The 26,907-nt window shown below is 67.8% G+C and carries 25 protein-coding genes; 13 read left to right on the top strand and 12 right to left on the bottom strand.

Features of this window, described 5'->3' with window-relative positions:
* The 3 genes from ACMGEZ_RS05620 (at position 1) to ACMGEZ_RS05610 (ending at position 4,740) form a co-directional block, all read left to right on the top strand.
* Entirely contained in the window at positions 1-1,152 is a 1,152-nt protein-coding gene (locus ACMGEZ_RS05620) for an efflux RND transporter periplasmic adaptor subunit (protein WP_436821258.1), read from the top strand.
* Entirely contained in the window at positions 1,152-4,283 is a 3,132-nt protein-coding gene (locus ACMGEZ_RS05615) for an efflux RND transporter permease subunit (RefSeq protein WP_436821372.1), read from the top strand. The genes ACMGEZ_RS05620 and ACMGEZ_RS05615 overlap by 1 nt, the downstream gene beginning before the upstream one ends.
* A gap of 106 nt (positions 4,284-4,389) precedes the next feature.
* Positions 4,390-4,740 carry a hypothetical protein gene (locus ACMGEZ_RS05610; RefSeq protein WP_436821257.1) on the top strand — a complete coding sequence of 117 codons (351 nt, stop codon included), beginning with the start codon at positions 4,390-4,392 and terminating at the stop codon, positions 4,738-4,740.
* A 103-nt stretch (positions 4,741-4,843) separates the two neighbouring features.
* Here the strand turns inward: ACMGEZ_RS05610 and ACMGEZ_RS05605 are convergent, their stop codons facing one another.
* The 7 genes from ACMGEZ_RS05605 to ACMGEZ_RS05575 all read right to left on the bottom strand — a co-directional run bounded on the left by ACMGEZ_RS05605 (position 4,844) and on the right by ACMGEZ_RS05575 (position 11,547).
* Positions 4,844-5,713 (bottom strand): hypothetical protein, encoded by an 870-nt coding sequence (locus tag ACMGEZ_RS05605; RefSeq protein WP_436821256.1) that lies wholly within the window; start codon positions 5,711-5,713, stop codon positions 4,844-4,846.
* 168 nt (positions 5,714-5,881) lie between these two features.
* The gene (locus tag ACMGEZ_RS05600) at positions 5,882-6,862 is read right to left on the bottom strand and encodes a flavin reductase (protein ID WP_436821255.1); all 981 of its coding nucleotides are present in this window, start codon (positions 6,860-6,862) and stop codon (positions 5,882-5,884) included.
* Positions 6,863-6,972: 110 nt separating this feature from the next.
* Entirely contained in the window at positions 6,973-7,338 is a 366-nt protein-coding gene (locus ACMGEZ_RS05595) for a VOC family protein (RefSeq protein ID WP_436821254.1), read from the bottom strand.
* A gap of 8 nt (positions 7,339-7,346) precedes the next feature.
* On the bottom strand, positions 7,347-8,132 hold the full coding sequence (locus ACMGEZ_RS05590) for an SDR family NAD(P)-dependent oxidoreductase (protein WP_436821253.1): 786 nt from the start codon (positions 8,130-8,132) through the stop codon (positions 7,347-7,349).
* Positions 8,133-8,150: 18 nt separating this feature from the next.
* Positions 8,151-9,218 carry an LLM class flavin-dependent oxidoreductase gene (locus ACMGEZ_RS05585; RefSeq protein ID WP_436821252.1) on the bottom strand — a complete coding sequence of 356 codons (1,068 nt, stop codon included), beginning with the start codon at positions 9,216-9,218 and terminating at the stop codon, positions 8,151-8,153.
* 219 nt (positions 9,219-9,437) lie between these two features.
* Positions 9,438-10,424, bottom strand: coding sequence for a Bug family tripartite tricarboxylate transporter substrate binding protein (locus ACMGEZ_RS05580; RefSeq protein ID WP_436821251.1), 987 nt, complete (start codon positions 10,422-10,424; stop codon positions 9,438-9,440).
* A gap of 43 nt (positions 10,425-10,467) precedes the next feature.
* On the bottom strand, positions 10,468-11,547 hold the full coding sequence (locus tag ACMGEZ_RS05575) for an LLM class flavin-dependent oxidoreductase (protein WP_436821250.1): 1,080 nt from the start codon (positions 11,545-11,547) through the stop codon (positions 10,468-10,470).
* A gap of 133 nt (positions 11,548-11,680) precedes the next feature.
* Between ACMGEZ_RS05575 and ACMGEZ_RS05570 the strand changes: the two genes are divergently transcribed.
* Positions 11,681-12,646: a LysR family transcriptional regulator gene (locus tag ACMGEZ_RS05570; protein ID WP_436821249.1), complete on the top strand. Its 966-nt coding sequence runs from the start codon at positions 11,681-11,683 to the stop codon at positions 12,644-12,646.
* Between the two features lie 10 nt (positions 12,647-12,656).
* Here the strand turns inward: ACMGEZ_RS05570 and ACMGEZ_RS05565 are convergent, their stop codons facing one another.
* Positions 12,657-13,598 (bottom strand): SMP-30/gluconolactonase/LRE family protein, encoded by a 942-nt coding sequence (locus tag ACMGEZ_RS05565; RefSeq protein WP_436821248.1) that lies wholly within the window; start codon positions 13,596-13,598, stop codon positions 12,657-12,659.
* A gap of 232 nt (positions 13,599-13,830) precedes the next feature.
* Here ACMGEZ_RS05565 and ACMGEZ_RS05560 point away from each other — a divergent pair, with 232 nt between their 5' ends.
* From ACMGEZ_RS05560 to ACMGEZ_RS05525, 8 genes are all read left to right on the top strand, one after another.
* Positions 13,831-14,601 carry an enoyl-CoA hydratase/isomerase family protein gene (locus tag ACMGEZ_RS05560; protein ID WP_436821247.1) on the top strand — a complete coding sequence of 257 codons (771 nt, stop codon included), beginning with the start codon at positions 13,831-13,833 and terminating at the stop codon, positions 14,599-14,601.
* A gap of 1 nt (position 14,602) precedes the next feature.
* Positions 14,603-16,744 (top strand): acetate--CoA ligase family protein, encoded by a 2,142-nt coding sequence (locus ACMGEZ_RS05555; RefSeq protein ID WP_436821246.1) that lies wholly within the window; start codon positions 14,603-14,605, stop codon positions 16,742-16,744.
* Between the two features lie 8 nt (positions 16,745-16,752).
* Positions 16,753-17,955, top strand: coding sequence for an acyl-CoA dehydrogenase family protein (locus ACMGEZ_RS05550; protein WP_436821245.1), 1,203 nt, complete (start codon positions 16,753-16,755; stop codon positions 17,953-17,955).
* A gap of 1 nt (position 17,956) precedes the next feature.
* A complete protein-coding gene (locus ACMGEZ_RS05545; RefSeq protein WP_436821244.1) occupies positions 17,957-18,919 on the top strand; it encodes an acyl-CoA dehydrogenase family protein in 963 nt (320 codons plus the stop codon).
* Positions 18,920-18,933: 14 nt separating this feature from the next.
* Positions 18,934-19,692, top strand: coding sequence for an SDR family NAD(P)-dependent oxidoreductase (locus ACMGEZ_RS05540; protein WP_436821243.1), 759 nt, complete (start codon positions 18,934-18,936; stop codon positions 19,690-19,692).
* An 18-nt stretch (positions 19,693-19,710) separates the two neighbouring features.
* Positions 19,711-20,943 (top strand): SDR family oxidoreductase, encoded by a 1,233-nt coding sequence (locus ACMGEZ_RS05535; protein ID WP_436821242.1) that lies wholly within the window; start codon positions 19,711-19,713, stop codon positions 20,941-20,943.
* On the top strand, positions 20,940-21,683 hold the full coding sequence (locus tag ACMGEZ_RS05530) for a carboxymuconolactone decarboxylase family protein (RefSeq protein WP_436821241.1): 744 nt from the start codon (positions 20,940-20,942) through the stop codon (positions 21,681-21,683). Before ACMGEZ_RS05535 ends, ACMGEZ_RS05530 begins: the two co-directional genes overlap by 4 nt.
* A gap of 93 nt (positions 21,684-21,776) precedes the next feature.
* Complete coding sequence (locus tag ACMGEZ_RS05525) at positions 21,777-22,415, top strand: trimeric intracellular cation channel family protein (protein WP_436821240.1); 639 nt, start codon at positions 21,777-21,779, stop codon at positions 22,413-22,415.
* Positions 22,416-22,450: 35 nt separating this feature from the next.
* Here the strand turns inward: ACMGEZ_RS05525 and ACMGEZ_RS05520 are convergent, their stop codons facing one another.
* Complete coding sequence (locus tag ACMGEZ_RS05520; RefSeq protein ID WP_436821239.1) at positions 22,451-23,152, bottom strand: Crp/Fnr family transcriptional regulator; 702 nt, start codon at positions 23,150-23,152, stop codon at positions 22,451-22,453.
* Between the two features lie 136 nt (positions 23,153-23,288).
* Between ACMGEZ_RS05520 and ACMGEZ_RS05515 the strand changes: the two genes are divergently transcribed.
* Positions 23,289-23,735, top strand: coding sequence for a hypothetical protein (locus tag ACMGEZ_RS05515; protein WP_436821238.1), 447 nt, complete (start codon positions 23,289-23,291; stop codon positions 23,733-23,735).
* Positions 23,736-23,763: 28 nt separating this feature from the next.
* On the opposite strand, the gene ACMGEZ_RS05510 is transcribed toward ACMGEZ_RS05515, so the two are convergent.
* The 3 genes from ACMGEZ_RS05510 to ACMGEZ_RS05500 all read right to left on the bottom strand — a co-directional run bounded on the left by ACMGEZ_RS05510 (position 23,764) and on the right by ACMGEZ_RS05500 (position 26,876).
* A complete protein-coding gene (locus ACMGEZ_RS05510) occupies positions 23,764-25,281 on the bottom strand; it encodes a tripartite tricarboxylate transporter permease (protein ID WP_436821237.1) in 1,518 nt (505 codons plus the stop codon).
* 1 nt (position 25,282) lies between these two features.
* Entirely contained in the window at positions 25,283-25,840 is a 558-nt protein-coding gene (locus ACMGEZ_RS05505) for a tripartite tricarboxylate transporter TctB family protein (protein WP_436821236.1), read from the bottom strand.
* Between the two features lie 76 nt (positions 25,841-25,916).
* Positions 25,917-26,876, bottom strand: coding sequence for a Bug family tripartite tricarboxylate transporter substrate binding protein (locus ACMGEZ_RS05500; protein WP_436821235.1), 960 nt, complete (start codon positions 26,874-26,876; stop codon positions 25,917-25,919).
* Between the last annotated feature and the right edge of the window lie 31 nt (positions 26,877-26,907).

Here is a 26,907-nt window from a genome sequence, read left to right as displayed (position 1 = left end):
ATGACAAGAATGAAGCGTTCCACCCTCCTCATCATCGCGGCCGTGTTGGCGCTGCTTGCGGCTGCCGCCTTCCTGTTCTCGCGCGGCAAGCCGGCCGAGCAGGCCGCCGGCAAGCCGAAGGAAGCCGCCGCCCAGCCGAGGCCCGCGCTGACGGTCACGGTGGCCAAGCCCGAGGCCAGCGAGCTCACCATCACGCTGGCTGCCAACGGCAACGTTGCCGCATGGCAGGAAGCGAGCATCGGCTCCGAATCCAACGGCCTGCGCCTGGCCGAAGTCCGCGTCAACGTGGGCGATGCGGTGAAGAAGGGCCAGGTGCTCGCCACCTTCTCGCAAGAGACGGTGCAAGCCGACGTGGCCCAGGCCCGCGCCTCGCTGGCCGAGGCCAGGGCGACCGCTGCCGACGCCGCCGCGAACGCCGCGCGCGCCCGCACCTTGCAGGCGACCGGCGCCTTGAGCCAGCAGCAGATCAACCAGTACCAGACGGCGGAGCAGACCGCCAAGGCACGCGTCGAGGCGGCCGAGGCCATGCTGGCCGCGCAGCAGGTGCGCGGCCGCAACACCCAGGTGCTGGCGCCCGACGACGGCGTGATCTCGTCGCGCACTGCCACCGTAGGCAGCGTGCTCGGCGCCGGCACCGAGCTGTTCCGGCTGATCCGGCAGGGCCGCCTCGAGTGGCGCGCCGAGGTGACCTCGGCAGAGCTCGCTCGCGTCGCCGTCGGCACCCCGGCCGTGATCACCAGCGCCAGCGGCGCCCAGGTCGATGGCAAGGTGCGCAGCATTGCGCCGACCGTGGATCCGCAGACGCGCAATGCGCTGGTCTACGTCGACATCCCCGGCGTGCAGCAGACGAGCGCCGTCAAGGCCGGCATGTTCGCGCGCGGCGAGTTCCAGCTCGGCCGCAGCAGCGCGCTGACGGTGCCGCAGGCGGCCGTCGTGCCGCGCGACGGCTTCAACCACCTGCTCGTGCTGCAGCCCGACAACCGCGTCGCGCAACTGAAGGTCGAAACCGGCCGCCGCGTGGGCGACCGCGTCGAGATCACCACCAAGCTGCCGGACGACGCACGCATCGTGGTCCAGGGCGCCGGCTTCCTGAACGACGGCGACCTGGTGCGGGTGGTGGATGCGCTGCCGGCGAAGCGGAGTGCCCCATGATGAACGTCTCGGCCTGGTCCATCCGCAACCCCATCCCGGCGGTGATGCTGTTCGTGCTGCTCACCTTCGCCGGGCTGCTGTCCTTCAACGCGATGAAGGTGCAGAACTTCCCCGACATCGACCTGCCCACGGTGACCGTCTCGGTCTCGCTGCCCGGCGCGGCGCCCTCGCAGCTGGAGAACGACGTGGCGCGCAAGATCGAGAACTCGATCGCCACGGTGCAGGGCCTCAAGCACATCACGACCAAGGTGCAGGACGGCGCGGCCACGATGATCGTCGAGTTCCGGCTCGAGAAGCCGGTGCAGGAAGCGGTCGACGATGTGCGCTCGGCGGTGCAGCGCGTGCGCGCCGACCTGCCGGCGGACGTGCGCGATCCGGTCATCAACAAGCTGGACTTCGCGGCGCAGCCGGTGCTGGCCTTCACCATCGCCTCCTCGCGCATGGACCTGGAGGCGCTCAGCTGGTTCGTCGACGACACCGTCACCAAGAAGCTGCTGGCCATCAGCGGCGTCGGCGCGGTCAATCGGGTGGGCGGCGTCACGCGCCAGGTCCATGTCGACCTCGACCCCGGCCGGCTCCAGTCGCTGGGGGCCACCGCGGCCGACATCTCGCGCCAGCTGCGCCAGGTGCAGACCGAGAGCGCCGGCGGGCGCACCGACCTGGGCGGCAGCGAGCAGCCGGTGCGCACGCTCGCTACCGTGCGCTCGGCCGATGAGCTGCGCGACATGCAGATCCCGCTGTCGGACGGCCGCAGCATCCGCCTCGACCAGGTGGCGCGCGTCTCCGACACCATTGCCGAGCCGCGCGCCGCCGCCCTGCTCGACGGCAAGCCGGTGGTCGGCTTCGAGGTCGCGCGCAGCCGCGGTGCCAGCGAGGTGGAGGTCGGCGGCGCGGTGCAGAAGGCGCTCGCCGAGCTGCGCGACAGGCACCCCGACATCCAGCTCACCGAGGCCTTTAACTTCGTCGAGCCGGTGCAGGAGGAATACGACGGCTCGCTGCACCTGCTCTACGAAGGCGCCCTGCTGGCGGTGATCGTGGTCTGGTTGTTCCTGCGCGACTGGCGCGCCACCTTCGTTTCGGCCGTCGCGCTGCCGATGTCGGCGATCCCGGCCTTCGTCGGCATGTACTTGCTGGGCTTCTCCATCAACGTCGTCACGCTGCTGGCGCTCTCGCTGGTGGTGGGCATCCTGGTGGACGACGCGATCGTGGAGGTCGAGAACATCGTGCGCCACCTGCGCATGGGCAAGACGCCCTACCAGGCGGCCATGGAGGCGGCCGACGAGATCGGCCTGGCGGTGATCGCCACCACCTTCACGCTGATTGCGGTGTTCCTGCCCACTGCCTTCATGAGCGGCGTAGCCGGCAAGTTCTTCAAGCAGTTCGGCTGGACCGCCTCGCTCGCGGTCTTCGCCTCGCTGGTGGTGGCGCGGATGCTCACGCCGATGATGGCCGCCTACATCCTCAAGCCCCTGGTCGGCGCCGAGAAGGAGCCGCGCTGGCTCAGCTTCTACATGCGTCTGGCCGAACTCAGCCTGCGGCACCGCTTCACCACCATGGTGCTGGCCACCCTCTTCTTCTTCGGCTCGCTGGCGATGATCCCGCTGCTCAAGACCGGCTTCATTCCGGCCGACGACAACTCGCAGACGCAGGTCTACCTCTCGCTTCCGCCGGGCGCGACGCTGGCCCAGACGCTGGCCATGGCCGAGGAGACCCGGCAGCGGGTGATGGCGGTGGAGCATGTGAAGAGCGTCTACACCACCGTGGGCGGCGGCAGCGCGGGCGGCGATCCCTTTGCCAGCTTCGGCACGCCGGAGACGCGCAAGGCCACGCTCACCATCAAGCTGGCCGACCGCGGCGACCGGCCGCGCAAGCAAGGCATCGAGAACAACATCCGCAAGACACTCGAAACCCTGCCCGGCGTGCGCACAACTGTCGGCCTCGGCGGCTCCGGCGAGAAGTACATCCTGGTGCTGACCGGCGAGGAGCCGCACGCGCTCACGGCCGCGGCGCGCGCGGTCGAGAAAGACCTTCGCACCATCCCCGGCCTGGGCAACATCACCTCCACCGCCAGCTTGATCCGCCCCGAGATCGCGGTGCGGCCGGACTTCGCGCGCGCCGCCGACCTGGGCGTCACCAGCTCGGCCATTGCCGAGACCCTGCGCGTGGCCACGATGGGCGACTACGACCAGGCCCTGCCCAAGCTCAACCTGGCGCAGCGCCAGGTGCCGATCGTGGTCAAGCTGGAGGACTCGGCGCGGCAGGACCTGTCGCTGCTGGAGCGCCTGACCGTCCCCGGCGCGCGCGGCCCGGTGATGCTGAGCCAGGTCGCCGCGCTCACGATGGAAGGCGGCCCGGCCGTGATCGACCGCTACGACCGCTCGCGCAACGTCAACTTCGAGATCGAGCTCTCGGGCGTCGGGCTCGGCGACGCGAAGACAGCGGTGGAAGCGCTGCCGTCGGTGCGCAACCTGCCGCCCGGCGTGCGCGTGGCGGAGGTGGGCGACGCCGAGATGATGAGCGAGCTGTTCGCCAGCTTCGGCCTGGCGATGCTGACCGGCGTGCTGTGCATCTACATCGTGCTGGTGCTGCTCTTCAAGGACTTCCTGCACCCGGTCACCATCCTGTGCGCATTGCCGCTGGCGCTGGGCGGGGCCTTCATCGGCCTGCTGCTGGGGCAGCAGGCGCTGTCGATGCCCTCGATGATCGGCTTCATCATGCTGATGGGCGTGGCCACCAAGAACTCGATCTTGCTGGTGGAGTACGCGATCGTGGCGCGCCGCGACCACGGAATGACTCGCTGGGAGGCGCTGCGCGACGCCTGCCACAAGCGCGCGCGCCCGATCATCATGACCACGCTGGCGATGGGCGCGGGCATGGCGCCGATCGCCTTCGGGCTGAGCGCGGCCGACTCCAGCTTCCGCGCGCCGATGGCGATGGCCGTGATCGGCGGGCTGATCACCTCCACGGTGCTGAGCCTGCTGGTGGTGCCGGCGGTGTTCACCTATGTGGACGACATCGAGCACTGGCTGCATCGGATGGTGGCGCGCATCCGCGGGCGCCAGCCCGACCCGGCCGACGCGCCGGAGGGGCCGCCGCCGCTGGAGCGAGGAGCACAGCCGGCGGCGAATTGAGGGCGCGGCGGGCGCGCGCTGCGCCTACCCGCAGTCGCTGGCCGCTCGCACAGCGTGGCCACCGAGGCCGTGCGATCCTGGCCGGAAAACGCGATGGAGAAAGCCCATGAAGCGAATTCTTGCCTTCCTCTGCGCCGGCCTGGCGGCGGCCTCGAGCGCGACGGCCCAGCCGGCGCCGGACGCCTTGCAGCAACGCTACGAGCGCGAGATTGCCGCCTGCAACCGGGGCAACCTGCCCGCGCCGGCACGCGAGGCCTGCATCCGAGCGGCCGGCAATGCACTGGACCGTGCGCGGGGCGGCCCTCCGCTGGAGGTGCCGCAACCCTCCGCCGACGGCCGCGCAACCATCGTCGCGCCGCCGGGCGCGGCGCCCTCCAGCGGATCTGACGCTACGACCTCGAGCGACGGCCGCGCGACCATCGTCCTGCCGGCCGACCGCACTGCGCCGCAGCGCTAGTCCAACGCTGCGGCGCGGATCGCGCGGATCGCGCGGATCGCGCGGGTCACGCGGATCGGACCGCGGTCGCCGCGCCTACGGTTGCGCATGGCACGCGGGGAGCTCAGCCCTGCTGCTTGGTCTCGGAGCTCTTGCCGCTGCTGCCTGTGCTGCTGCCGCCACTGCTGGCGCTGCCGCCGGTGCTGCTGCCGCCGGTGCTGCTGCCGCTCGTGGCCATTCCCGATGAGGCGGTGCTGGCGCGCGAGGACGGCGAGGCGCTGCCCGAGCCTCCGCCGGTCGTGCCGCCGGACCCGGCCGAGGACGATTGGCCTGCGCGATTCGAGCGCCAGGTGTTGAACTCCTCGGCGAACTTGCCGTAGCGCTCCTTGCGGAAGGCCTCATAGTCCTCGTCCAGGCGGCGCAGCTGCTCGCTGCGCCACTGGTGGTAGTCGGGGTCCCATTGGCGCTCCTGCTCGCGCCCGCCGCCGTACCCGCCGGCCCGGCCGTACTCGCCGCTCATTCCGCCCATGCCGCCCGCCGTGCCGGTGTGGCGCGGCATGCCGGTCGTCCCCTGCCAGGATTCCTGCTGGCCGCTGCCGTAGTCGCTCATGTAGCTGCCGCCGACGCCGCCGCTGCTCCCACGGTCGAAGCCGCCGTAGCGCGACTCGTCCGACCCATGGGTACGCCAGCTGTCGCGGCCCTGGTAGCCGCTGCCATAGGCACCGCCGCGCGACCGTTCGTGCATGCGCTGCTGTTCGTCGCCGCGCCAGAAGGCCGTTTCGCCGCTGCCGTAGTCGGAGCCGCCGGCACCCCGGCCGTAGTCCTGCCCCTGCTCGTAGGGGTCGTAGCCGCCCATCTGGGTCCCGCGCCCTTGAAAGGCTTCCTGCTGGCCGCGGCCCTGCCGGCCGCCACGCCGTTCGTCGTCGTCGCGCCAGTCGCGCGCCGTCCCTTGGCCGCCGCGGCGGCGTGCCTCGTCATCGTCACGTGAGTACATATGCCAATCTCCTGTGTCGTCTCCACGGAAGTGGGACTGACAGGCTAAGACAGCGGCTCACGGGCGATGTCGGACCGCGCTTGACGCAGCGTAGGAATGCAGCGCAAGCAGCCGAGCAGCCCGCGATGGGCGCTGTCGCGGCAGCCGCGCGGGGGCAACATCGGCGATTCAGCCTTCCGCCGGCGCCGGCACGACGCCCGCCTGGTCGTGCGCGCCATCGTCCTTGCGCAAGGTCGCGATCAGCTCGTCCAGCGCATCGACTGCGCCGTCCGCATCGCGGGCCTGCAGGCATTGCACGACCTTGCGTCGCAGCGGGAACGCGTCGGGCCTCGGACGCACGGGGATCACGTGCGTCATGCGCTCGCGCAGCACCGTGGTCATCGTCTGCGCCATGAGCCGCAGCGCCTCGTTGTGGCCGGCCAGTGCGATCGACGAGAAGAAGCGCGCCGTGGCCTCGATGCGCTGCGGAAGCGCCTCCTTGCCCTGGTGCTGCTCGATCTCGTCCGCAGCGGCTTCGATCGCCTCGACCTCTGCGTCCGAGGCCCGGTCGCAGGCCAGTCGAAGCAGCGTGCCGTAGAGCGAGCGGTAGGCCTCGTCGATGTCGGCCGTGCCGAGTTGTCCCTCGAGCACCAGCTTGCGCAGCGACTCGGCGAGCATCATGTAGGCGCCCTTGTAGAACACCAGCGCATGGTCGGCCGAACCGGTGGCCATGTGCTTCACCTCGCCGATGAAGATCTCGTGGTCGCCGGCCTCGTGACGGGCGTGCACACGGCATTCGAAGCTGGCAAGGCAGTCGTCGATGAGCGGCGTCCCGAGCGGGCCCGGGCGCCAGGCCACGCCCTCGAACTTGTCGGCGATCTTGCTCGATGCGAATCGGGCGGACAGCTGGTCCTGGCTTTGCGACAGGATGTTGATGGCGAAGGTATCGGCCTCGACGAACGCGCGCAGCAGGCTGCTCGCCTTGCGCAGGCTGAAGAGCACCAGGGGCGGCTCCAACGAGACCGAGCTGAACGAATTGCAGGTCAGGCCCGCGGGCCGCCCGTCGGCGCTATTGGTCGTGATGACGGCGACGCCGGTCGGGAAGCAGCCCAGCAACTGGCGAAACAGCTTGGGCTCGATGGCATCGATGTGCGGTGTCGGATGGGTCATTGGAGTACCTTCGGCTGCGGTGCTGTTCGCCTTCGGAGCGGCCGTGCGTCTCACTGGAGTACCTTCGCCTTCGGCTGCGGTGCTATTCGCCTTCGGAGCGGCCGTGCGTCTCATGGTGTCTTCCCCTGGCGCTTGAAAAGTTGAACGATGTTCCCCTCGGGGTCGCGCAGCGACAGCACCGCGCCGTGCGAGCCCATGTCCCGGGTGCCGAGTACCTCGCCGCCCGCACCCGCCACACGTTCGGCAGTGGTCACGAAGTCGTCCACTTCGAACACCATGACGACACCGGATGTCGCAGGCAGCGCTTCCTCGCGGCAAGCGAGGGCGACGCTGGTATTGCCCACCCCATACTGGATCCATCGGTCCTTGTCGCGGAACTTGAGCTGCAGCCCCAGTGCCGTTTCGTAGAAGGCATGGAGTTCGGCGGGCCGCTCGGCCACCACGAACACGTTCTGCAGGCGCTTTGGAGATTCCATGGTGGGGCTCACGGGGTGGGGTTGTAGACGTTGGCCAGGGAGGCCTTCAGGAATCCACCGTCGACCACGATGTCCTGTCCGTTGATGTACGTGGACGCATCGCTCGCCAGGAAGGAGACGGCGCCCGCGATGTCCTCGGGGACGCCGATGCGCCGTGCAGGAATCCTGGAGGTCCGGGCCTTGAGCACGGCCTCGTCGCGGTAGTGCACTTCCGACAGCGGCGTGCGGATCATGCCGGGGCTGACGGAGTTCGCGCGGATGCCGCGCGGGCCCCATTCCACCGCCATCTGGTGGGTCAGCGCCCGCAGGGCAGCCTTGGTCGGCCCATAGGCGCCAACCCGCGTGGACACCTGGGCCGCGATCGACGCGACGTTGATGATGCTGCCCGCCTCGCGGTCGAACATCATCGGCACGAGCGCCTGCGCGCACAACAGGGCGCCGCGCAGGTTCACCTGGAAGATGCGGTCCCACAAGTCGATCGGGAAGCTTTCGAGTGCCACGGGCGACGAGGTGATGGCTGCGTTGTTCACCAGCACATCGCAGCGGCCGAAGCGCGAGCGCGTCAGTTCGGCCATCGCGGCGATCGAAGCAGGATCTGCAATGTCGCAGTGCACGCTCAGCAAGCCATCGGCCTCGGTGGGCGCGGCCGGATAGCTGATGTCGACCTGCACCACCTGCGCGCCGATCGCGCGAAGATGCTGGCAGATGGCGAGGCCGAGACCTCCGGAGGCGCCGGTGACCACGGCCACCCTGCCCTGCAAGGCGCGGCTGTCGAAAGGGTTGGGAGAGGACATCGCCAACAGTTCAGTTCTTCAGGCCGGCACGGCGTTCATCGACTCGACTTCCTTGCGGATCGCCGGGATGATCTTTTCGCCCCACAGCTCGATCTGGCGCAGCATGGTCTTCTGGTCGACGTCGCCCAGCTGCGTTTGCAGCGCGATGTGCTTGGGGCGCAGGATGCTGATTTCTTCGAGCATCTTGTCGATCACCTGGTTGACCGACCCCACCGGCAGGTTCTGGCGCAACTGCTCGAAGCTGGGGTCCGTGGGCGACGGCACTTCCTTGACCATGTAGCCGTCGTCCGATTGGGCGCGGCGGAACTTGAGGCTCTCCGAGATGCGGCGCTGGAAGCGCGCGTTGTCCAGGTAGGCATCGATCTCGGACTGCTTGTCGGATGCGAATGCACAGCGCAGGAAGCCGAACTTCACGTCGTCGTCGAGATCGGCGCCGTTGTCCTCTGCAACCTTTTCCAGCCGGCTACGCAGCGACACGATGGCGTCCGTGCCGTTGAGAAGTGCCGTCACGAAGAGGTTGTGGCCTTCACGCACACCGCGCCCCAGGGTGGCAGGGTTGCCCGAGGTGATCCACAGCGGCGGCATCGGGTCTTGCACGGGCCGCACGGCGATGGAACTGGGCGGCAGCTTGAGATATTGCCCGTCGTACTCGACGATCTTCTGCGTCAGGCCCTTGGGGATGATGTCCAGGAACTCGTTGTAGATCGCGCCCGACTCCTCGATCTTCACGCCGAAGCGCTCGAACTCGAACTCCTGGTAGCCCGAGCCGATGCCGAGGTCCAGGCGACCGTTCGACACCGTGTCCACGAAGCCCACTTCGGCCAGGAAGCGCGCGGGGTGGTACAGCGGAAGAATGCAGACGGCAGAGCCCAGCCGGATGCGCTGCGTCTTGGCCGCCATGTGCGCGATCATCATCAGCGGCGATGGCGACAGCGAGTAGTTGTTGAAGTGATGCTCGGCATACCAGGCCGTGTCGAAGCCGGCCTGCTCGGCCACCACGGTCTGCTCGATCGAGTTCTGGATGACTTGCTGCGAGCTCTGGTGATAGCCACGTTGCTGCGCCAGGATGAATACGCCGAATTCCATGTTTGCTCCGAGTCGAATGGGTGGATGTGCGATGAAGAGAATTCTCCGGCCCGACGCGCCGATCGGGAATATGGAAGGAGCGTCATTCAGTCCTGCAGAAAAGTACGGGATGCCGCCGCACAGAGGGACTCTCACCGCTGCATGCGCGCAAAAAAAGACCGGGGCCTGTGCCCCGGTCTGTCGCCGCATGTAGTGCGAGTGGCGAGAGCAGCCCGCCGCTTACTTGTCCTTCAGGTCCGTCGTCTTCGCCAGCCCCTGCCAGATGGCAGCGTCCTTCTTGATCGACGCCGCGAACTGCTTGGCGGACCGCGCCGGGGGCACGATCATGTTCTGCCCTTCGATCTTCTGCCGCACCTCGTCGGTCTTCTGCAGGCGGTTGATCTCCGCATTGAGCCGGTCGATGATTTCCACGGGCGTTCCTGCCGGGGCGAACACGCCGTACCAGCCGTCGGCCTCGAACTTGTATCCCTGCTCCGACAGCGTGGGCAGGTCCTGCGTGGCAGGCCAGCGTTGCGAACCCGTCTGGCCCAGTGCCACCAGCCGGCCATTGCGGATGTGCGGAAGCGGAGACTGGATGTCGGTGAAGCCGACGCTGATGTTGTTGGCGATCAGGTCCGTCACCTGGGTGACGAGCGTCTTGTACGGCGCATGGGGCATGTCGAGACCGTAGTGCGCCTTGATGCCTTCCATGGCCAGGTGGCCGGACGAGCCCGTGCCCCAGGAGCCGTAGGCGAGCTTGCCGGGGTTGGCCTTGGCATAGGCCACCATGTCCGCCAGGTTCTTGAAGCCCGTGCTCGGATTTGCCACCAGCAGGATGCCCGCCGCGCCCACCTGCGTGATGGGGACCAGGTCCTTCTCCGCGTCGTAGGGAAGCTTGGGGTGGATCACCGGATTGATCAGGATGGCAGACGACGGGGCGAACAGCAGCGTGTAGCCGTCGCCCGCCGCCTTGGCCACCGTGTCGCACGCGATCAGGCCATTGGCTCCAGCCTTGGGTTCCACCAGGACGGGCTGCTTGAGCACCTTCGACAAGGGCTCCGCGATCAAGCGGGCAAAGACATCGCCGCCGGCGCCGGGCGAGCCGGCAACCACCAGACGGATGGGGCGCGCAGGCCAGCTGCCAGTGTTAGCAAAGGCGTTGACGCCGGCGCCGAGCAGCATGCCGCCGAGCAGGACGGTGCGTCGATTGAGGGGTGTGTGGATCATCGATGTCTCCTTGTATTTGGCTGTGTGGTAGTGAAGGACCGCCCTACGCAGCGAGCGCGCGGGCATCGGGCTGGTTGCGTGCCAGCTCCTTGTTGATGGCGGGAATGATTCTTTCGCCCCAGAGCGCGATCTGTTTGAGCATGGTCTTCTGGTCGAAGTCGCCCAGCTGGGTCTGCAGCGCGATGTGCTTGGGGCGCAGGATGCTGATCTCTTCCAGCATCTTGTCGATGACCTCGTTGACCGAGCCCACGGGCAGGTTCGTGCGCAACTGCTCCATCGTGGGGTCGGTCTCGGAGGGCACCTCCTTGATCATGTAGCCGTCGTCGGACTGCGAGCGGCGGAACTTCAGGCTCTCGGAAATGCGGCGCTGGAAGCGTGCGCAGTCCAGGTAGGAATCGATCTCCGCGTTGTTGTCGGAGGCGTAGGCGCAGCGGAGAAAGCCGAACTTCACATCGCGGTCCAGGTCCTTGCCGTTGTCGCCGGCCACTTTCACCAGGCGTCCGCGCAGCTCCTGGATGCCCTCGTTGCCCTTGAGCAGCGCGGTCACGAACAGGTTGTGCTTCTCGCGCACGCCGCGGCCCAGCGAAGCCGGATTGCCCGAGGTGATCCACAGCGGCGGCATGGGGTCCTGCACGCAGCGCACCGCAATGGAGCTGGGCGGCATCTTGAGGAACCGGCCTTCGTACTCGAAGATTTTCTGGGTCAGGCCCTTGTTCAGGATGTCCAGGAACTCGTTGTAGATCGCGCCCGATTCGGCAATCTTCACGCCGAAGCGGGCGAACTCGAATTCCTGGTAGCCCGAACCCACCCCCAGGTCGAGGCGGCCGCCGGACACGGTGTCCACGAAGCCGACCTCCGCCAGGAAACGCGCGGGCTGGTAGAGCGGCAGGATGCACACCGCTGTCCCGAGGCGAATGCGCTTCGTCTTGCCCGCCATGTGAGCCACCATCATCAGCGGAGACGGAGACAGCGAGTAATTGTTGAAATGATGCTCCGCATACCAGGCATTGTGAAATCCCGCCTGTTCCGCCGCGACGGTTTGCTGGATCGAATTGTCGATGACCTGCTGCGAAGTCTGGTGATAGCCCCGCTGCTGAGCCAAAATAAATACGCCGAATTCCATGTATATCCCCGCAAAAATTAACACCCGCTTGGCGCCGACAGGCACCACCCAAATGGCTGCTAAATTCTAGATAGACAAACAGGATCGAATATGGCAAAAATTGCAGATCTGAACTGCGCAAACCGGAGGATTCATGGATAGATTGCGGGCCATGGAGCTGTTTCTATCGATCTCCCAGACGCGGAATTTCTCCGAGACGGCGCGGCGCTTCGGCATATCGGCCACCGGCGTGTCGCGCATGATCACCGACATCGAAGAGGAGCTGAAGGTCAAGCTCCTGCTGCGCTCCACGCGCCAGGTCGCCCTGACCGAGTCAGGCCAGGAATATGCGCGCCAGCTCGAGGACATCCTGTGGCGCATCAACGAACTGCAGGCCAACATCACGGCCATCAGCTCCGCGCCGCAGGGCGTGCTGCGTGTGCATTCGCGAGTGATGTTCGGCCTCGGCGTGTTGCCGCCGCTCATCGCTGCGTTCCGCAAGCGCTATCCCGAGATCCACATCGAACTCACGCTGACCGAGGCCGCCGTGGACCTGCGGCGCAACCAGTTCGACGTCGACTTTCGCATCGCGCCGCCCGTGGAGGCCGGGGTGAAGCGCCGCATGCTTTTCCAGAGCGAGCGCCATCTCGCGGCCACCCCCGCCTACCTGGCCAGCAAGCCCCCGGTGCACGCCCCGCAAGGCATCCTGGAGCACGACTGCCTGGCCTACGAGCTGCCCGGCAACGAATACACCTGGATCTTCAAGCAGGAGGAGCGGCTCACCGAAATCGCCTTCAAGCCCCGCCACGTCAGCAACAACGGCATCGCCCTGCTGGAGCTCGCCCGGCTGGGCGAAGGCCTGGTGCTGCTGGACGACTACACGGTGCACAACGACATCCGCGCGGGCCGGCTCGTCAGGGTGCTGACCGACTATCGCATCAGCAACAAGGGCTTCGACGAAGGCATGTACGCCACCATCCTGGACACGCCCATCATCCCCGCCAAGATCCGCCTGTTCCTGGATTTCGTCGCCGAGCACGTGGCCGGTCCGGAGCTGCGCTTTGCGGCGCATGGCAAGGCCGCGGGGCTCGCGGGCCTGGGTTCGACACCTGCCGCGTAGCCGGCGCCGCCTACAGCGGCATGCGGCACACCGGCCGCGCCGACCCGCGAAAGCCCAGCCCGGTCACCCTGAGCACGGCTCCGTCCAGGGGCCCCGATGCGCTCAGCCGGCCACTGTCGCTGATGCTGGTGACGAACAAATCGGCCATCTCCGGCCCGCCGAAGCACAAGGCGCTCGGGTGGGCCACCGGAAGATCGATCTTGTGGGTGAGCCGCCCCTCCATGTCGAAGCGCGCGAGCGCCCCGTTGCGCACCAGCGCAGTCCATAGCCCGCCTTCACTGTCGAAGGCGCAGCCGTCCGGCCCGGAGTCATGGATCTCGGTGTGCACGAAGACCTGCTTGTCCGCCAGCGTTCCGTCTGCCGCGATCACGTACGAATAGATGACCCGCGCGGCGCTGTCCGCCACGTGCAGGCGCCCGCTGACCGGATTCACGCAGGGTCCGTTGGCAATCCCCAGCCCGTCGTCGAGCTTGTGCAGGTGCAGCCCGGTATCGAGCCGGTACAGGCCGCCCAGCGGTGGCTCATCGGCCGCACGAAACACATGCATGGTGCCGACCACGAAGCTGCCGTCGGCCAGCGAAATGCCGTCGTTCAGCCGCAGATGGGGGCTGCTCGCCTCGATACGCGCGAGCGTGCGCAGCTGCCCGGTGCGAAGGTTCAACGCGGCGATTTCCTCCTTCAGCGCCAGCACGATGCTGCAGTCGCAGCCGTCGCCGTTGAACGCGAACGAACCCAAAGGCGGAGGCGCCCGATGGCGCGCCGTCACCTGGCCCGTGTCCGGATCCAGCGCGAGGATCAGGCCCTCGCGACAGTCCATCAGCCACAGTTGCGCGCCATGCCACACCGGGCACTCCCCCAATGCTGTTTTCAGTTCGCCCAGGCGCTTGATTTCCATTTTGCTTTTCCAATACGTCTTTTGATCTGCAAGCCGCCTTTTGATTTGAAGGCGCAATGAATGGCTAATTCAAATAGGTAAAAACCCGCGCCATTGGCACATGGCGTCGCCAGCCTGATTCGAATGCCGGCCGCATGGTAGCAACCCCGCGCCCACCCACCAACCGGCGAATGCTTCATTTTTTGCAGAACACTCTTTCAGATTGACAGGAAATGAATTCGACCGCGATTTCTATAATCGACCGAGCAAATTCCTGCCGCAGCAAACTGGCTTTTTATAGAGGTGGTGTATGAGTGAAGAATGGGTTCGTTTGGAAGTTTCCGACGGCGTGGGTCTGGTCACCATGGACCGCAAGCCTGTCAACGCGCTGAGCCGCGACATGCGCCGCCAGCTGGTGGCCACCTTCGACGCCATCTCCGAACGCGAGGACATCCGCTGTGCGGTGCTCACCGGCGCCGGCGATGTGTTCTGTGCGGGCGCCGACCTGAAGGATCGCCCCGACGCCGGGATTGCCGGCGACTTCCTCGAGCACAACCGCATCACCCGCGAAACCGGCAACTCCATTCGCGAGTGCGCCAAGCCCGTGATTGCCGCCATCAACGGCGCAGCTTTGGGGGCAGGGTTCGGCGTGGCCGCAGCCTGCGACATCCTGTATGCCTCGGAGAACGCCACCGTGGGCATGCCTGAGATCAACGTGGGCCTGGCGGGCGGCGCCTCGATGCTCAAGACCTTGTTCGGCCGCTCCACCTTGCGCCGCATGTTCTTCACGGGCCAGCGCCTGAGCGCGCACGACCTGTTCAAGCGCAACGTCATCGAGGATGTGCTGTCCGAAAGGGACCTGCTGCCCGTGACGATGGCGCTGGCCCGCGAGATTGCCTCCAAGGCACCACTGGCCATCGCCTATGCCAAGCGCGCAGCCAACATGGTCGACGTGATGCCGCAGCGCGACGCCTATCGCTTCGAGCAGGAGTTCACCATGGCGCTGTCGAAGACCGAGGACGCCCGCGAGGCGCGCATGGCCTTCCTCGAGAAGCGCGCACCGGTTTTCAAGGGGCGTTGAGATGCTGACCCAGGTTCAAGCAGCCCCCGGCGCCGGGCTGGATGCGTTCTTCAAGGCCGACAGCGTGGCCGTGATCGGTGCCTCCGACGACATCACCAAGATCGGCGGCCGCCCCGTCCAGCTGCTGCGCAAGTACGGCTATGCCGGCGCCATCTATCCCATCAACCCCAAGGGTGGGACCATCCAGGGGCTGCAGGCCTACGCGTCGATCCTGGACACGCCCGCGGCGCCCGAGATGGCCATCGTGGCCGTGCCCGCCGGAGCCACGCTGCAAGCCGTGCGCGACTGCGGCGATCGCGGCGTGCGCGGCGTGATCGTGCTGTCCACCGGCTTTGCCGAGGCCGGCCCCGAAGGCGCAGCGCTGCAGGCCGAGCTGGTGCGGGTGGCCCGCAACCACGGCATGCGGCTGCTGGGACCGAACTGCCTGGGCGCCGTCAACGTCGTGGACAAGCTGGTGGGCTCTTTCTCCATCGCGCTCGAACAAAGCATGCCGCCCGCCGGGCAGGTGGGCATCGTCTCGCAGTCGGGCAACATCGGCAGCTTCACCATGCGCAACATGGCCGACCGCGGCCTGGGCGTGAGCCGCTTCATCGCCACCGGCAACGAAGCCGACGTGGACGTGGCCGACGGCATTGCCGCGCTGGCGAACGACCCCGCCACCCGCATCATCCTGTGCTGCATCGAAACCTGCCGCCATGCAGGACGCCTGATCGAGGCGCTCGAGATGGCGCGCCGCCAGCACAAGCCGGTGATCGTTCTCAAGATCGGCGCCACCGAGCAGGGCCAGGCGGCCGCTGCCTCGCACACCGGCGCGCTGATGGGTTCCGACGCGGTGTTCGATGCCGTCTTCCGCCGCTATGGCGCCCTGCGCGTGCGCTCGTTCGAAGAGCTGCTGGAGGTGGGACACGCAGTTGCCCTGCTGGGCGCGGCGCGGCTGCCCGCCATGGACGCCGTGACGCTGGTGGCCGCTTCCGGCGGATTCGGAATCATGATGGCCGATGCGATGGTGGAAGCCGGCATGACGCTGCCGCAGCTCGCCGACACGACGAAGGCCCTGATCCGCGAGGCCGTGCCGACCGCCGGCACCAACAATCCGGTGGACGCTTCGGCCCAGATGTCCGCGCGGCCCGACATCCTGCTGAAGATGCTGACGGCCCTCCAGGATGACGAGAACGGCGGCACGCTGGTGCTGCTGCTCGCGCTGTCGCTGTACAACCCACGCCTGCGGGGCGTGTACCTGGAGGCGCTGTCGAAGATCCGCGCCAGCCATCCCGACCGCCTGCTGATCCTCATCAGCCAGGGCCCGCCCGATGCGGTCGCCGAGATCAATGCGCTGGGCATTCCGGTGTTCCCCGGCATTCCATCGGCGGCCAGGGGACTGGCAGGCCTGGTCAAGCTCGGTCGGCTGGCCAGCTTGCCCCCTGCTCCTGCGTATAGCGGTCCGGTCGACACGGTCGATCCGGCCGTGTTCCGCAACGAGTTTCATGCCAAGAAGGCACTGGCGGCTGCGGGGATCAGCGTGCCGCGCGAGGAGGTGGCGACTTCGGCCGACGATGCCGTGCGCATCGCGCAGGCCACCGGCTACCCCGTGGTCCTCAAGATCGCGTCGGAGGACATCGCCCACAAGACCGAGATCGGCGGCGTGGCGCTGAACCTGCAGGACGATGACGCCGTGCGGCAAGCCTACGGCCGCCTCGTCGCCAATGCCGCGAAGCACGCGCCGCAGGCGCGGCTGGATGGCGTGCTGGTCGCCCCGATGGTCCGCGGCGGCGTGGAGCTGATCGCCGGTGTCTCGCGCGACCCCGTGTTCGGCCCGGTGGTCATGGTCGGGCTGGGCGGCATCCATGCGGAGATCCTCAAGGACGTTGCGGTGCAGGTTGCGCCTGTCTCCGAGGAAGAAGCCCTGCGGATGATCCGCGGCCTCAGGATGTTCGCGTTGCTGGACGGCGCCCGGGGCCAGCCCAAGGCCGACGTGGCCGCCGCCGCCCGCACGGTGGCCCGGCTTTCCGAGTTTGCATGCCGCCACGCCGAAGACGTGGCCGAGATCGACATGAACCCCATCCTGGTCAGGCCCGAGGGCGAGGGTGCCCTCGTTCTGGATGCCTTGATGGTCCCGACCTCCCGCAACACCCCTGCACATTGAAGCCCCCCATGCACATGGAAAAGAACCCGGCCATTCCGGACGCCGCAGCAGGTCCGGCCGTCTACCGCCAGTACGCGCGCCAGTGGCTGCGCGCCAACCTGCCCGAGCACATGCGTGCGGACAGCGTCGACTACCGCACGCCCACGCTCGACGAGTGCCGCGACTGGGAGGCGTCGATGTACGACGCAGGCCTGGCGGGCATGACATGGCCCAAGGCCTATGGCGGCCTCGGGCTGACACTGCGTGAGCATCTCGCCGTCAACAAGGAAGTGGGTGCGCTGGCCATGCCCGAGAGCGTGAGCTCGATCGGCAAGGAACTGGCGGGGCCGATCATCCAGACGGTAGGCACCCAGGAGCAGAAGCAGTTGTTCCTGCCGAACATCCTCTCGATGCGCAACTACTGGTGCCAGGGCTTTTCCGAGCCCGACGCGGGCTCCGACCTGGCGCGCCTGCGTACCAAGGCCGTGCAGGAGGGCGACACGTGGCGCATCAACGGACAGAAGATCTGGACCAGCGGCGCTGCCAAGGCGCACTATTGCCTGCTCCTCACCCGCACCGGCACGGTGGCCGACAAGCACCGAGGGCTGTTGATGTTCGCGGTGCCCATGGACACGCCCGGCATCCGGGTGGTGCCCATCAAGTCGATCGACGGCAAGGAGTCCTTTGCCGAAGTCTTCTTCGACAACGTGGCGGTGCCCGACAGTGCACGCCTCGGCGCACCGGACGAGGGCTGGAATGCGGCCATCCGCGTGTTGTCGATCGAGCGCGCCACCAACCGCATGTACCGTGCGTGGCGCTTCGAGTGCGAACTGCGCCAGCTCGTCGCCGCATGCAAGTCCGACCCGCAGCTGTCGAAGTTGCTGGACGACGGCTACTACCAGCGCCGCATCGGCGACGTGGTGGGCGAGATCGACGCGCTCAAGGGCCTGGTCGAGCGCACGGTGAACCAGATGATGGCCGGCGACAAGATCGGTGCCCGCGGTTCGCTGACCAAGCTTTTCTGGTCGGAGTGCCATCAAGCTTTCATGGGCCTGGCGCTGTCGATCGTGTCGCACGTCAACCCGCGCTCCAGTGCGCTGGCGCAACGCGCCCGCAAGCACTTCAGCTCGGGCTACCTGTACGCCCGCGCGGAGACCATCTATGCCGGTACCACGGAAGTGCAGCTGGACATCATTGCGCAGCGAATCATGAATCTGCCGAAGGACCTTTGAGATGACAAGCTCAGACAACGATCTCAAGCCCGAAGAGTTTGCACAGGCCGCGGCCGAGGCCATTGCCGATGCGCAAAACCGCACCTTCCGCGATGCCGCACAAGTCCTGGCCGATGCTGGGCTGTGTGGCGTGTGCGCCCTAGAAGACGCCGGCGGCCTTGGACTGGGCATCGAGTTCGCCCTGCCCATCGCAGCCGAAGCGGGCAAGCTGCGCTTGCAGTGGCCGCTGCTCGAAACCATTCTGATCGCCAAGGCGCTGGGCGAGTCTCCTCTCGCTGCAGAACTTACGAGCGGCGCGCGCGTCGCCACGTGGGCATTGGAAGGCAGTCTTCAGGACCGGTACGCCGGGCAGGCTCGCTTCGCCAGGGACAGCGACTGGGTGCTGGTCGCCGACGGCCAGGGCGGTGGCGCCCTGCTCGACCTGAGCTCCGTCGAGATCCAGGACGACGGCGCGCTGGACCCGGAGCACCCCCAATCGTGGCTGGCGCTGGACAGCGCCAAGGTGCTGGCCGAGCTGGATGCCGCCACCTTCGCGGCGCTGCAGCGCGACAGCCACATCCTGATCGCCGGCTTCGTCAACGGCGCCGCCGAAGCCGCCCTGGCCACCACGGCCGAGTACATGTCCACCCGGGTGCAGTTCGGACGACCGCTGTCTGCCAAGCAGGCGGTGCGCCACCTGCTCGCGCGCATGCGCCTGCTGCAGGAAGCCTCCAACGCGGGCATCCAGCGCGTGCTCGGCGCCGATGAATACGGCAGCGTGCGCGGTACCCAGCCTGTGCTGGCCAATGCACTGGCCAGCGCGGCCTTCGTCCTGGAGAAATCCATCCACCTGCATGGCGGCATGGGCTTTACCTGGGAAGTGCCCTTGCACTATGCGCTTCGCGAAGTGCGGAAATTCGACGCGGCATTCGGCTCGGGTGCGCTCGCCAGCCAGGTCGGCCGGGACTTCATCCGGTCTGTATGAACCAAGGAACAGCAATGAATCAGGATCTGCTCGGCCGCGTGGCCCTCATCACCGGCGCAGGCGCGGGCATCGGCCGCGAAACCGCCTTCCAGATGGCGGCCCGCGGTGCCGTCGTCTGCGTGAACGACCTCAAGGAAGAACTGGTGACGCCCGTGGTGGACGACATCAAGTCGCGCGGAGGGCAAGCCATCGGCATCGCGCTGAACATCGCCAGCCGCGAAGGCATTCGCGAGGCCATCCAGCGCTCTTTCGAGCAGGGCAAGCGCTTCGACATCCTGGTCAACAACGCGGCCTGGGTGCGCTACCAGGCGATCCCCGAAATCATGCCGGAGACGGTGGACCGCATGCTGGACGTGGGCTTCAAGTCCGTGATCTGGAGCCTGCAGGAGGCGGTGGCCGTGATGGACCCGCAGCGCGGCGGCTCGATCGTGAACGTGGCCTCGGTCGCGGCCATGCGCTCGGCCGCGAACTCGGTGGTCTATTCCGGCATCAAGGCGGGTGTCCTGGGCATCACCCGCGCCGCGGCAGCAGAACTGGGTGCACGCAACATCCGCGTCAATGCCGTGTGCCCGTCGGCCGTTCCCACCGAAGGCACGCAGCGCAACCGCAACGCCGAGCGCGATGCCAACCGCATTGCCCGCACGCCCCTGGGCCGGCTGGGCACCGTGGAAGACATCGCACGCAGCATCTGCTTCCTGGCCAGCGATGACGCGGGCTTCATCACGGCGCAGGCCTTGACGGTGGATGGCGGCATCACGCTGACCAACATCTGATCTTCCCGGGACCGGCAGATGCCCACGGTTCTGATCACCGGTGCTGCTTCCGGCATCGGGCGCGACACCGCACGGCTGTTCGCCGGCGCAGGCTGGCAATGCGTGCTGGTCGACAACAACGAGCAGGCCTTGTATCCGCTGGGCCAAAGCCTGCCCTCCCCTGCCTCGGCCACGCACGTGGCGCATGTGCTGCGCACGGTCGACCTGACCGACCCGGAGCAAATCGCATCCCTGCGCGAAGGCACGCCTGAACTGGACGCGATCATCAACAACGCCGGGATGTCCGACACGTCCAATACGCCCCTGGCGGAACAAGGCCAGGCGCAGATGGGTCGCCTGCTCGCGCTCAATCTGGCAGCGCCGGCGGCCGTGGTCGATGCGTGTACCCAACTGCTCAAGCCCGGGGCGCGCATCGTGAACGTGGCCTCGGGCGCGGGCCTGCATGCCATTCCGTGGCGCGGCGCCTACAGCCCGAGCAAGGCAGGACTCATCGCCCAGACGCTGGCGCTGGCGAAGGCGCGGCCCGATTGGTGTGTGACGGTGCTGGCCCCCGGATTCGTGCGGACCGAATTGGTGGACGGGCTGATCCGGGCGGGTCGACTCAAGCCCGAAGCCGCAGTGGCGAAGATTCCGCTCGGCCGCATGGCGGCGCCGGAGGAAATGGCGCGGGCGCTGTACTTTCTGGCCAGCGCCGGAGCGCGGCCGCTGAGTGGGCAGGTGCTCGCGGTGAATGGCGGCTCTTCCATCTACGGCGGCAGTCAGCCATTCGCGCCGGCCACGCTGGACCCACAGCCCTTCGACACGCCAGTGCAATTGGAAGTCCGCGGCGCAGACGCCGCACCGTGGCAAGGCGTGGCACATGCATCCGAGGCGGGCCCGCGCTATGCAGCGTGCCTCGACCTGTCGCCGCTGCACTGCGAAGCGGGATGCCTGTTGCAGGCCGTGCACGCCGCGGCCGCAGGTTTTGCAGCGCGCTACGCCCGGCAAGCCGGCCTGACGGTGCTGCTGCCAGCCGCCCAGGCCACTCGGTGGCAAGAGGCCGGCGATGCTGCCGCCGCACGGATGCTGGTCTCGACGCTCGCCTGCGAGTGGGGCAGCCGGGCCTTGCGCATCAATGCACTCGAAGTACCGCGGGGCGTGGACCCCGACGCACTGCACCCGTTGCTGCGTTTCGTCTGCGGATCTGCCGCCCAGTACCTGACGGGGCAGACGCTTGCCTGCCGGGGCACGACGCCACAGGAGCCGCGATGAAAACACCAGACGACATGACCGATGCCGCCCGTGCGCAGATCAAGGAATCCTTCATCGCGGAGCGAGGCTACTGGCGCCCATGGACCGAGACCATGCTGCAGGCGTGTCCCGCCTTCGTGCAGCAGTACGCGCGCTACGCGGGGTACCCCGCGCGCACCGGGCCGCTGACGCAGCGCATGGTGGAGCTCATCTATGTGGCGCTCGACTCCTCCTCCTCCCATCTTTACGAGCCCGGCTTGCACACCCACGTGAAGCGGGCACTCGAGGTGGGCGCCACACAGGCCGACATCTTCGACGTGCTGCACCTGGTTGCCGTGCAAGGCATTTCCAGCGTGTGCCAGGCGACTGACATCCTGGCCGAGTTCGCCGACTTGAGTGCAACGGCGATCGACGAAGCACTCCAGACCCGCATCAACAGGCTCGGTCCCGCGCACGCCCTGGGCCTGACTTCCGTCGCACGGCTCGACCCTCGCTATGCCGAGGTGCTTCTCGACTTTGTCGAGCAAGGTCGCCCCGGTGCGGGCCTGGCTCCGGCAGAGCGAAGCCTGGTGCAACTTGCATTGCACGCGTGCTTCACGGCTTTCAACCCGGACGCGATACGGCAGCTCGTCGCCACGGCGCTGTCGCAAGACCTGACGCCGGCCGAGCTGTTGCAGGCCATCCAGTTGGGGGCCCATCTGGCAGTCCATGGCACCGCGCTCGGTGCCCATGTGTTCGGGCAAATCCAGGGCTCCGGGTAGCGCACGAGCGCGTGGCGCACAAGGCCGCGAGCACGGGCCCAACTACCATCGACGCACCTTGTCTTGCCCGTCCCCGCCATGTCGAGCCTCCAGTTGTCCCAGGTGCTCCTTCTGTCCAACGCCCAGATCGCGATCGAGGCCGCGGCCACGCTGGCGTTCGCGCTCTCGGGCCTGATCGAGGCAGCGCGCAAGCGGCTGGACGCGGTCGGCGTCTGCGTGGTGGCGGGCCTCGCGGCCTTCGGGGGCGGCACGCTGCGCGACGTGCTGCTCGACCGCCGGCCCTTCTTCTGGGTCCAGCACGCGACCTGGCTCTGGGTGCTGCTCGCGCTGTGCGTCGGCGCCATGTTCTTCATGCGCTCGCGCCACTTCGCGCTCACCGAAAGGGCCATGCAGTGGCCCGATGCGCTCGGCCTCGGCCTGTTCACCGCCGGCGGCACCCAGATCGCGATCGACGCCGCCATGCCGCCCATCGTGGCGGTGCTCATGGGCATGGTGACGGCGGTGTGCGGCGGGGTGCTGCGCGACATCGTCTGCAACGAGATCCCGCGGGCCTTCAGCGACCACCGGCCCTACGCGCTGTGCGCCTTCGCCGGGGCCTGGCTGGTGGTGCTGGCCCATCAGCTGGCGATGCCGCAGTGGATCGGACTAACGGCCGCGGCGGGCACGGTCACGCTGCTGCGGGCGCTGGCGATGCTGACGGGTTGGAAGCTGCCGGCCTGGCGGGCTGACTAGCGAAAGCTAAAGCAGGAGCGAAGGCGCAATGACGCCTACGCACCACGCACCTCTTCCACCATCCGCGCGAGCCGCTGCGCGTCGGTCAGCACCAGCGCCCGGCCGTCCTTGGCCAGCAGGCCTTCGCGCCGCAGGGCGTTGAGCTCGCGCGTCACCTGCTCGCGGTTGGTGCTGATCTGGCTGGCCAGCTCGGCATGGGTCGGCGCCGGCTCCAGCCGCGCCCGGTTGCCCTCGATGCCCGCCGCCCGCGCAAGGCGCAGCAGCTCCGCGTGGACGCGGTTCTGAACGCCGAGCGTGCTGAGGTCGATCACGCGCTCGGACAGCTGGCGCACCAGCGAGGTGAGGTTGCGCATGACACGCTCGGCCACCGCCGGCTCCTCGCGCAGCAGCGCGAGGAAGGCGTCGCGATCGAGGCTGGCGACCACGCTGGGCGTGAGCGTCACAACGTCGGCCGAGCGCGGCTGGCCGTCGATCGCCGAGATATCGCCGAAGTGCTCGCCCTCGTGCGAATCGCGAAAGGTGACCTGCCGGCCATTGGCTGCGTAGATCGTCACCCGCAGCCGGCCGGAAACCAAAAAGAAGACATCGCTCTTGCACTCGGAGCGCAGCAGCAGCGCCTTGCCCGCCGGCAGGCTTTGCCACCGGCAGCGCGCCGCGAGCTGCTCCAGCCGCTCGCGCGAGAGGCCCTGCAGCAGCGCGATGTGCTGCAGGCCCAGGCTGGAGCGATCAGGCGGCATGGCACGGCCTCCGCGACGACGGCCTCGTGCAAAACCTGTGCGCTAACGCACAGCCCACGGGACGATGGCCCATCACAGTAAGGACCGTGATGGATGCGATTTCCGCACCCGCACACCCCGCAGAGGAGATTTCATCATGAATACAAAAGTTCTTGCTTTTTTGGCTGTCACATTCACCGGTTTCGTGTCTGCGCAGACGGTTCCTCCGGAGCAATGGGTCGGCGCTCCGATTCCATCGGCCAGCACCCTGAGCCGCTCGGCCGTGATGGCCGACTACATCGCCACGGCGCCCGCCGACGCGCGAACGCCGCAGGAGTTCCGCGTCGGTCCGCCTGACGCGCAGCCTGGCGGACTGAGCCGCGCGGAGGCGGTGGCCGACCTGAACCTGTGGCTGCGTTCCGGCCTTGGCCAGAGCGCCTATCGCGACGACTTCGATCCCGCGCGCGGGCACTACCGCGCGAAGGTGGCGATGTACCAGCGCCTGCGCCATGGACCGGAGTTCACCGCGGAAGTCGCGCGCGTCCAGGGCGCGGGCAGGTTCGCCACCACCGCGCAGGCGGCAGCGACGCCCGCCGACGAGTAGGCCGAGGCGGCGCGCCGCGCCGCCGGCCTCAGCCGGCCGCGGCGCGCAGTTGCCTGCGGTCGCTCATGTACTTGGCGGCGCGCGGCAGCACCAGCACCGCCAGCACGATCAGGACCAGCACCAGCGACATCGGGCGCTGGAAGAACACCGCCGCACTGCCCTCGCCGATCGACATCGCGTTGCGCAGCTGCGCCTCGGCCAGCGGCCCCAGGATCATGCCCACCACCACCGGCGCGGTCGGGAAGTCGAAGCGGCGCATCACCACGCCCAGCACGCCGATCACGTAGAGCAGCACCAGGTCGAAGGCGCTCTGGCGCATGCCGTAGGCGCCCACCGTGGCGAAGATCAGGATGCCGGCGTAGAGCTGCGGCTTCGGGATCTTGAGCAGCTTGACCCACAGGCCCACCATCGGCAGGTTCAGCACCAGCAGCATCACGTTGCCGATATAGAGCGAGGCGATCAGGGCCCACACCAGCGCGGCCGAGGTGGTGAAGAGCTGCGGCCCCGGCTGGATGCCGTAGTTCTGGAAGGCGCCCAGCAGGATGGCCGTGGTGTTCGAGGTGGGGATGCCGAGCGTGAGCAGCGGGATCAGCGCGGCGGTCACGGTGGCGTTGTTGGCGGCCTCGGGGCCGGCGACACCCTCGATCGCGCCGCGGCTGCCGAACTCCGCCTTGTCCTTGGGGTCCTTCACCAGCTTCTTCTCGGTCGCGTAGCTCAGGAAAGTCGGGATCTCGGTGCCGCCGGCCGGGATGCAGCCGAAGGGCGTCCCGATGGCGGTGCCGCGCAGCCAGGCCGGAATCGAACGGCGCCAGTCGCGGGCGGTCATGTGGACGCGGCTGAGCTTGTTCTGCGTCTCGATCACCCGACCTTCGTAGAGCACCGCGTAGAGCACCTCCGCCACCGCGAACAGGCCGACCGCGACCAGCACGATCTCGATGCCGTCGAGCAGTTCGGGAATTCCGCCGGTGTAGCGCCCCTGGCCGGAGATCTGGTCGAGGCCGATGCAGCCCGCCGCCAGGCCGATGAACAGCGCCGTGATCCCGCGCAGCGTGCTCTTGCCCAGCACCGCGCTCACGGTGGTGAAGGCCAGCACCATCAAGAGGAAATACTCCGGCGGACCCAGCTTGACTGCGAACTCCGCGACGTAGGGCGCGAACAGCGTGACGATGACGGTGGCGATGGTCCCGGCGACGAAGGAGCCGATCGCGGCGGTTGCCAGCGCGGCCCCGGCCCGGCCGCTCTTGGCCATCTTGTTGCCTTCCATCGCCGTCACCATGCTGGCCGTCTCCCCGGGCGTGTTCAGCAGGATGGAGGTGGTCGAGCCGCCGTACATGGCGCCGTAGTAGATGCCCGAGAAGAAGATCATCGAGGCCGTGATGTCGACCTTGCCGGTGATCGGCAGCAGCATGGCGACCGCCACCGCGGGACCGATGCCGGGCAGCACGCCTACGGCGGTGCCGAGGGCGCAGCCCACCAGGCACCAGAGCAGGTTCGCGGGCGTGATCGCGGCGGCGAAGCCCTGCAGCAATGCATTGAAGATGTCCATGTCAGATCCAGCCCGAGGCGGTCAGGCCTGGAAGGTTGATGGCGAGGAACTTGGTGAACATCCAATAGACCGGGGCCGAGATCAGCAGGCCCGTCAGAATGTCGATGAGCCAGGTGCGCGGCGAATTCACACCGCCCTGCCCCTTCGAGCGCCGCAGCCCCTGCACGGCGAGCAGGTAGCACAGAGTGCAGCTCAGGATGAAGCCGATGGTGGTGATCAGCGCCGCGTTGAGCAACAAGCCGGCCGAGACCCAGGCCAGGCCGCTCCAGTAGGCAGGTCCGTCCGAAGGGGCCTCCATGTCGCGGAAGCCGCCGGTGCGCGATTCCCAGATGATCCAGGCGCCGCAGAGGGTGAGCGCCACCGACACCAGCCAGGGCAGGAAGTTGGGCCCGACGCCGCCGTAGCCTGCGTCCGACGAGATGCCGATCGCGCCGTAGGCCAGTGCCAGGCCGGTGAGGAGAACGCCGGCGCCGACCAGGGTCTGGGGCCAGACCGCGGGTGGCCTGGGATCGGGTTCGAGCGGCACGTGCCCACTCGCAGTGGGGTCGATGTTGGACATTGTTCTGGACCTTACGTGTGATCGAAGGAAGAAGGGAGCGCGGCCCCACGCCGCACTCCCACGCGCGCGAAGCGCGTCAGACCATGCCGGACTTGTGCATGGTCGCGCGCAAGGTCGCGAACTCCTCGTCCACGAACTTGGCGAAGGCGTCACCGGCCAGGACGGCGGGGGTCCAGTCGTTCTTCTTCATCGCCTCGTTCCAGGCGGGTGTCTTGAGCGCGGCCAATACCATGTCGGTCAGCGCCTTGCGCTGCTCGGGGGTGATGCCGGGGGCGCCGTAGACGCCGCGCCAGTTGCCGATCTCGACGTCGATGCCCTGCTCCTTGAGCGTGGGCACGTTGATGCCCGGCAGCCGCTGCGCCGAGGTCACGGCGATCGCGCGCATCTTTCCGTCGGCGATGTACGGAGCGAACTCGCTGTAGCCGCTGCCGCCCACGGTGACGTTGCCGCCCAGGATGGCGGCGGTGGCCTCGCCGCCGCCGCGGAAGGCCACGTAGTTGATCTTGGAGGGATCGGCGCCGACCTTCTGCGCGATCATGGCCGCGGCGATGTGCTCGGTGGAACCGCGCGAGCCGCCGCCCCACTTGACGCTGCCCGGGTCCTTCTTGAGCTGCTCGACCACGTCCTTCATGGTCTTGAGGGGCGAACTCGCCGGCAGCACGAACACGTTGTATTCGCTGGTCAGGCGCGCCAGCGGCGTGGCCTGCGAGAGGTTCACCGGCGGCTTGCCGGTGATGATGCCGCCGAGCATCACGGCGCCCATCACCATCAGCGCGTTCGGGTCGCCCTTGGAGCCGTTGACGAACTGCGCCAGGCCCAGTGCGCCGGCGGCACCGCCCTTGTTGTCGTAGGTGACGGTGTCGGCCAGCTTGCCGTCAGTCAAGGCCTTGCCGAGTGCACGGCCGGTGGTGTCCCAGCCACCGCCCGGGTTGGCCGGGATCATCATCTTGACGTTGGGGGCGGCCCAGGCCGACAGCGGCAGGGCTCCGGTGGCGGCCAGCGCGGCCATGGACTTCAGAAAGGTATCTCGACGCATGCATGTCTCCTTGGAGGATCTGAAAGGCGGA

Origin of the sequence: Variovorax stachyos, assembly GCF_051400855.1 — a bacterium.
Lineage (GTDB): Bacteria > Pseudomonadota > Gammaproteobacteria > Burkholderiales > Burkholderiaceae_C > Variovorax.
The sequence above is the reverse complement of the archived record's forward strand: the minus strand, read 5'-3'. Positions and strand labels throughout refer to the sequence as shown.